Genomic DNA, 6,368 nt, shown 5'->3' with positions numbered 1-6,368 from the left:
CGCGGCGGGCTGCGTAGGCTGTCACGGCGTAGAGGCCGCAGGGATACCCGCTAGCATGGATAACGAAACGGCTAGCCAAAGCTTCGGCGTAGTTCCGCCGGATCTTAGCACCGCCGGTAAAATTTACGACGCGAAATTTTTGGCTGCGCTTATAAAAAATCCTACCATGGCGCTTAAAGTAGCTCATAAATTTAACGACGAAAAGCCGTTTCCTATGACGGCGTTCGCGGGAGCGGGCGGAGATGATATAAACGCCGAAATTTCAGACATCGTAGCGTATCTAAAATCAGTTAGCGCAGATTACGAAAAGGCAAACGGCGCCGTTACGCAAGAGAAAATTTTCGCCGACGCCTGCCAACGCTGCCATGACGTAAAATACGACAAAAAATACGCGTTTTCAAACAAAGTTTCGCTCGCGGCATACATGGGTTCGACCCCGCCCGATCTTTCTATGATGATACGCTCCAAAGGCGACGAGTACTTACACAAATTCGTAAACGACACGCAAAAGATGCTAACGGGCACGTCGATGCCTCGCGTAGGACTTGATAAATCAAGCGAAGACGAGCTAATCGCGTACTTTAAAAAAGTAGGCGACAGCAAGAGCGAGCAGCGCTCTAACGTGGGCTACGGCACGATGGTTTATTTCTTTATACTCGGAATTTTTGCTTGGCTTTGGAAGCGCAAAGTTTGGAGCGAACTGCATTAAAATTTAGGCGAGCCTAGCGCTTGCCTAAATTCTCATAAAAATTTTACTAGTAAATTCACGGGCTAAATTTATCTAGCCCGCTTTAAAATTTAGTGCTTTTTTAAACCTATTTTTTCTACGTCAAGCGCGATTTCGTTATTGCTGATAACTCTTAAACCGCTATCAAGTATCTTTCGCGCGATCGCGTGAGCTTCGTCAAGCGAGTGCATCTTATAAGTACCGCACTGATATTCGTTTAGCTCGGGGATCTTACTCTGATCTTTAACTTGCAAAATATCTTTCATAGATGCATTCCACGCGTCTATTACGGTTTTTTCACTAGGCGTACCTATCACGCTCATATAAAATCCCGTGCGGCACCCCATCGGCGAAATGTCGATGATCTCGACGCCGCTCGTATTTAAGTGATCCCTCATAAATCCCGCGAACAAATGCTCTAACGTATGCGTGCCTTTTTCTGGCAAAATGTCGCGATTGGGCTTGCAAAAACGTAGGTCGAAAACGCTTATATCATCGCCCTTTGGCGTTTTCATCGTTTTGGCTAGGCGAACGCCCGGCGCCTCCATCTTTACGTGATCTACGCAAAAACTATCTAATAACGGCATTTTCTCTCCTTTAAAATTAGTGAGCGTAATTCTAGCGTAAAATTCGCGCTTTTATTCCCGCGGCGATCAAGCGCTTAATAAAGCTGAGTAAAATTACGTTTTTGCAAAATTTCGCTACGCGGTATATATCGCTTTTTGCCGCTCTTATCGCTATATCGGCGAGTAAGATTTTAAATAAACCGCTTTTATCGCTAGCAAATAGACGACTCGGCAAAAAGATCCGCCTAATCGCCGAGTAAAATTTATAGCAGAGCTTAATTAACTTACTATGCGAAGCAAATTTTACGGGTTTTGTAAAATCTCACTTCATAAAAAAAAAAGGGGGGGGGTAAATTCGTAGAGTTAAAAGGCTAAATTTCAAGCAAACGCCCGAAATTTAGCCGAAATTTTAAGCAAATTGCGGTTTAATCTGCTCTATCCAAGCCAAAATTCTAGATTCGGTTTTATCGCTTTCATTATCCGCATCGAGAGCTAGGCCGACGAATTTTCCGTCCCTAACCGCATCCGAGCCATCGAAGCTGTAACCTTGCGTATCTACCGCGCCTACGGCTTTCGCGCCGCGCGCGACGATAGCGTCGTAAAGTTTCGCCATACCGTTACAGTATTCGTCCGAGTAGCTTTGGCTATCGCCCATACCGAAAAACGCAACTGTTTTACCGCTAAGAGAGAGCTTGCTAAAATCAAACGCGTCCCAGTCGTCTTGCAAATCGCCGCTACCCCAAGTCGAAGTACCTAAAATAAGCTTATCAAAGCCGCTAATTTTATCCGCGTCCGCGTCGCAAACATTTAAAACTTCGTTTTCGAGCCCTAGATTTTCGCCGATAAATTTCGCAGCTTCTTCGGTATTTCCCATACTACTTCCGTAGATAATGCCTATCATTTCGTTTCCTTTTAAAAAATTTGATTACTAATCGTATAAGGCACGAGCTTAATGCACCCCCTGGCGCATTGCGTATGCCTAACCTCAACGTGTCGCTTAAAATTCTCGTTTCTAGGAAAGACTATAAAAACCCTCTCGTAGTTTTTGGAATTTAAGGCATTCACGGCCTTTGATATCTCTGCGGAAATGTTTCCCGCATCGCCCGGATCGACTTGTTTAAAGCTAGGCAATACGCCCAAAAGCTTTTTGCCGTCTTTTTCTACGAATATCGCGCCGCCTTCTAAATATACGTTTTTGTCGCGATTTTTAAGCGAAATCTTATCGTAGACGAACTGGCAAAACATATCCTCAGCATCAAAGTAAAGCTCGAATTTCCCGCTTGCGTAAAGCATTTTTATCATCTTTGCCACCGCGTATTTCGGGGAGCTGGCGATAAATTTTAGCTTACTAAAATCGCCGGTTTTAAAAGCCCGTATTATGGCATTTGAAACTAAACAAATGTTATTAATTTCGTATTTTTTTATGAGAATAGTTTGCAAGAGCCGCTCTATTCGCGCATGGAAAATTCGTTGAATGCCGCCGAATTTCGCGTAGCTAAGCGGCACTCTAAGCTCGGGCTGCACGCAAGCGTTATAAAGCGTTAAAAACGCCCTTGCGCGCGCCTCATGGTCAAGCTTTGAGAAAATATTTGGAGTTATTTCTCCAATATCTGACGAAAAGCCAAATTTCATGAATTAATCTCTTGACTTGCATTTAAATTCCTTGTCTAGCCCAAAGACTTTGCAGTACTCGCAAAATACGCAGCTAACGCTTCTTTTAGCGCACACTAGCGGGATATTTCGCTTTTTGGCTTGCGTTTTTATCGTTTTCATCGTGTTGTGGTTTAAAAAGCTAGTTAGCATCACGACGCACTCGGTATCTTGCGGGATCGGTTTGCGGTTCACGCGATTTTCGTTGCGCGCGTCCCAGTGTTCGATCTGTTTCGCTCCTAAATCTTTTAAAACCGCCTTAATCGGAGTAATCTCATCCGCGCCGATAACTAAAACTGACATTTTGGCTCCCTTAATTTTTAATCTTTTATTGATAGCGATTATAAATTATGAAAGCTAAAATTTTGCTTATTTATGAAATTAGTTATCATATACGAGTAAAATCGTAACAGTTTACTCGTATGCTTTTTGACGGCGCATTTTTTCGTAGTCTATATCTTGAACGATCCGCTTTCTAGAAGCGTTAAATTCGCCGCTAATAAGGCTTCTAGCGGCATCGTATTCCAGCGGCTTTACGCCGATAATATCGGCCAGCGCGTGGGCTAGATCGTCGCTCATAAAAGGCGCGTCTTTCGCTGCGTTTAGCGCCGCCCAAATTTTAGGATGCGCGGCGATAAATTCGTCGCTGCCGTAAATTATCATCGGAATTTCGCACGTAAATCGGCTCGCAAAGCCGTGTCCGAGCTTGTTTTTATATTCGTAAAGACTCTCGGCGTGATCGCTTAAATAAATAACGAGCGAATCCTCGCCGGCGAAACGCTTAAAGATTTCGCTTACTACGAAATCGTTATAAAGCACGCTATTTAGATACTGCGAGACGATTTTTCGCTGCGTAGCGTCTAGCTTTGGATTTTCTACGTCCGCCTCGCTAAATTTGCCAAATTCCGTCGGATAGCGCTTTGAGTAAGACATGTGATTTCCCATTAGATGAACGACGTAAAATTTACGCTCGCCGTCGAGCTTCGGTAGCAAATCAAGCAGCGTCTCGTCGGTCTTGGCCGCCAAACTCTCCCAGTAATAATCCCCCAAAGTCGGCGGAAATTTTACGACGTCGGCGCGATTTGATACGCTCGTAGCCGAGCTTGATTTAACGTCGAAACGGTCTTGATTGCTAACCCAGGCGCTTTTAAAGCCCGCAATTTTAAACATATCCATCAAATTTAAGCTCTCAAACCAGGCTATTTTGCTATCGAAGTTGCTAAAATTTAGCACTCGCTGCAACGACGGATTAGTCGCGGTAAAAGGCGATACGACATCTGAAAAAACGATTAAATTCGGGCTATTTTTTAGCGCGTCTAGTCTAGGCGTAGTGGGCTTGTCGTAGCCGTAAAGCGACATGTAGTTTCTCTGCAAGCTCTCGCCGATGATTAAAACGACGTTTTTAGGTAAATTTTTAGACTTTACTTCGCCTATCGCGGCTAAATTTTTTTGATAGCTATTTTCGTAAGCGGCGGCTAAATTTTCTAAATTTTTTATGTAATTATCGCTGCTAAAATAGCCCGAGATTACGCAGACGAACCGCACGAGCGTATTTTTTTCGAAATGATTAAAATTAGCGTTTGACGCCGCGCCCCAAACGGCGCCCGCTACGCAAACGCCGCAAAACGCTAGCCAAATTTTATACCGCGTCTCGCTAAATTTTAACGTTAGCTTGCCTAACAGCCAAAAAGCGCCCGCCGTCGCGCCCGCAAAAAGCAAAATTTTAAAGCTAAAAAAGGTCTGTATAAACTCCGCCGTCTCGTTTGCGTTCGTGCGAAGCATCGCGTCGAGTATAAATATCGAAAATTTCGAATCAAACTGCTCGATCGTAAAAAACTCGAACCCGTAAAACGCCGCCGAAAATATCGCGATAAAGGTCGCGAAAATTTTAAGCCGCCGCAAAAATTTAGCCGCCGCGCAGAAGATTAAAACGTAAAACGACGTCGCCGCGCTAAGGTCGAAAAATAGGTTCGTAAGATTAAATTTGCTCTCGCGAAAGTCGTTAAAATCGATAATCGGGTTTAGCATGGAGTTTATTTTAACGATAATTAGGGCATTTAGTAAAATCGTAAAGATAAAATAGCCTAAAATCGGCCGCCTCGTCAAATTTTCAAAAATTTTTCTCATTAAATTCTCGCAAGATTAATTTTAGAGCGAAATTCTAGCCAAAAATTTTTAAAATTTCAGGAAAACGGGGGCGGAAGGGCGGGCTTAAATTAGGGGCAAAACTAGAAAATTTGGCTAAATTTTAGGCAAAAATGTTATACTCCAAAAATTTGAAATTTCAAAATTTAAGGCGGAAAAATGGCTAAAATAATGAAAACTATGGACGGAAACGAGGCTGCGGCGCACGCGGCTTACGCATTTACCGAGGTTGCGGGCATATACCCGATCACCCCTAGCTCGCCGATGGCTGACTACACCGATATGTGGGCGGCTCAGGGCAAGAAAAATTTATTCGGCATGCCGGTTAAAGTAGTCGAAATGCAAAGCGAGGGCGGGGCGGCGGGCACTGTGCACGGCTCGCTGCAAGTAGGCGCCCTAACTACGACATACACGGCTTCGCAAGGCCTTTTGCTAAAAATCCCGAATATGTACAAAATCGCAGGCCAGCTACTGCCGGGCGTCATCCACGTGAGCGCGCGCTCTATCGCGGCTCAGGCGCTTTCTATCTTTGGCGATCATCAGGATATCTATGCCTGTCGGCAAACGGGATTTGCGATGCTGGCAAGCGGCTCCGTGCAAGAGGTCATGGATATCGCCGGCGTCGCGCATCTAGCGGCGATCAAGGGTCGCGTGCCGTTTTTGCACTTTTTTGACGGATTTCGCACGAGCCACGAGATACAAAAGGTCGAGGTGCTTGACCACGCGCATTTTGATAGACTGCTAGACCGCGAAGCTCTGCAAAAATTTAGAGACGAGGCGCTAAGCCCCGAGAGTCCGAAAACTCGCGGTACGGCGCAAAACGACGATATTTACTTTCAGACGCGCGAGTTAGCCAACCGCTACTACGACGCGGTTCCTGATATCGTGGCCGAGTATCTAAAAGAAATTTCAAAAATCACTGGACGCGACTATAAACCGTTTAACTACTACGGCGATCCGCACGCTACGCGCATCGTGGTCGCGATGGGTTCGGTAACGCAAACTCTCGAAGAAGTCGTCGATCACCTGCGCGCAAATGGCGAAAAAGTAGGCGTGCTAAAAGTGCATCTATACCGCCCGTTTAGTCTAAAATATCTCTTTGACGTGATGCCTGAGACGGTAGAAAAGATCGCCGTGCTAGACCGCACGAAGGAGCCTGGAAGCCTGGGCGAGCCGCTATATCTAGATGTCAAGGCGGCATTTTACGGACGCAAAAATCAGCCCGTGATCGTGGGCGGACGCTACGGCCTAAGCTCAAAAGACGTCGATCCGGCTCAGAT

Annotated in this window: 6 protein-coding genes and 1 pseudogene; 2 read left to right on the top strand and 5 right to left on the bottom strand. The window is 45.3% G+C overall.

The window, feature by feature from the left end; genetic code table 11:
• Positions 1 to 709 (top strand): c-type cytochrome (locus QZ147_RS07825; protein WP_295148982.1); only part of this gene is annotated, 709 nt, incomplete at its 5' end.
• 89 nt (positions 710 to 798) lie between these two features.
• Here the strand turns inward: QZ147_RS07825 and luxS are convergent.
• The 5 genes from luxS to QZ147_RS07800 form a co-directional block, all read right to left on the bottom strand.
• Positions 799 to 1,314 carry an S-ribosylhomocysteine lyase gene (gene luxS, locus QZ147_RS07820; RefSeq protein WP_295148979.1) on the bottom strand — a complete coding sequence of 172 codons (516 nt, stop codon included), beginning with the start codon at positions 1,312 to 1,314 and terminating at the stop codon, positions 799 to 801.
• A 388-nt stretch (positions 1,315 to 1,702) separates the two neighbouring features.
• The gene (gene fldA, locus QZ147_RS07815) at positions 1,703 to 2,194 is read right to left on the bottom strand and encodes a flavodoxin FldA (protein WP_295148977.1); all 492 of its coding nucleotides are present in this window, start codon (positions 2,192 to 2,194) and stop codon (positions 1,703 to 1,705) included.
• An 11-nt stretch (positions 2,195 to 2,205) separates the two neighbouring features.
• Complete coding sequence (locus QZ147_RS07810) at positions 2,206 to 2,925, bottom strand: hypothetical protein (protein ID WP_295148974.1); 720 nt, start codon at positions 2,923 to 2,925, stop codon at positions 2,206 to 2,208.
• A 3-nt stretch (positions 2,926 to 2,928) separates the two neighbouring features.
• A complete protein-coding gene (locus QZ147_RS07805) occupies positions 2,929 to 3,246 on the bottom strand; it encodes a DUF2325 domain-containing protein (protein WP_295148972.1) in 318 nt (105 codons plus the stop codon).
• A gap of 111 nt (positions 3,247 to 3,357) precedes the next feature.
• Positions 3,358 to 5,070 carry a phosphoethanolamine transferase gene (locus tag QZ147_RS07800; RefSeq protein ID WP_295148970.1) on the bottom strand — a complete coding sequence of 571 codons (1,713 nt, stop codon included), beginning with the start codon at positions 5,068 to 5,070 and terminating at the stop codon, positions 3,358 to 3,360.
• A gap of 177 nt (positions 5,071 to 5,247) precedes the next feature.
• On the opposite strand from QZ147_RS07800, the pseudogene QZ147_RS07795 reads away from it, so the two are divergent.
• Positions 5,248 to 6,368, top strand: a pseudogene (locus tag QZ147_RS07795) (pyruvate:ferredoxin (flavodoxin) oxidoreductase); the annotation flags it as partial.

Origin of the sequence: uncultured Campylobacter sp. (assembly GCF_905371695.1) — a bacterium.
Taxonomy (GTDB): domain Bacteria; phylum Campylobacterota; class Campylobacteria; order Campylobacterales; family Campylobacteraceae; genus Campylobacter_A.
This window is presented reverse-complemented; position numbering and strand designations above follow the sequence as displayed.

Coding starts and splice junctions, on each gene's coding strand:
- luxS (WP_295148979.1), bottom strand. CDS start 1,314: ATGCCGTTATTAGATAGTTTTTGCGTAGATCACGTAAAGATGGAGGCG.
- fldA (WP_295148977.1), bottom strand. CDS start 2,194: ATGATAGGCATTATCTACGGAAGTAGTATGGGAAATACCGAAGAAGCT.
- QZ147_RS07810 (WP_295148974.1), bottom strand. CDS start 2,925: ATGAAATTTGGCTTTTCGTCAGATATTGGAGAAATAACTCCAAATATT.
- QZ147_RS07805 (WP_295148972.1), bottom strand. CDS start 3,246: ATGTCAGTTTTAGTTATCGGCGCGGATGAGATTACTCCGATTAAGGCG.
- QZ147_RS07800 (WP_295148970.1), bottom strand. CDS start 5,070: ATGAGAAAAATTTTTGAAAATTTGACGAGGCGGCCGATTTTAGGCTAT.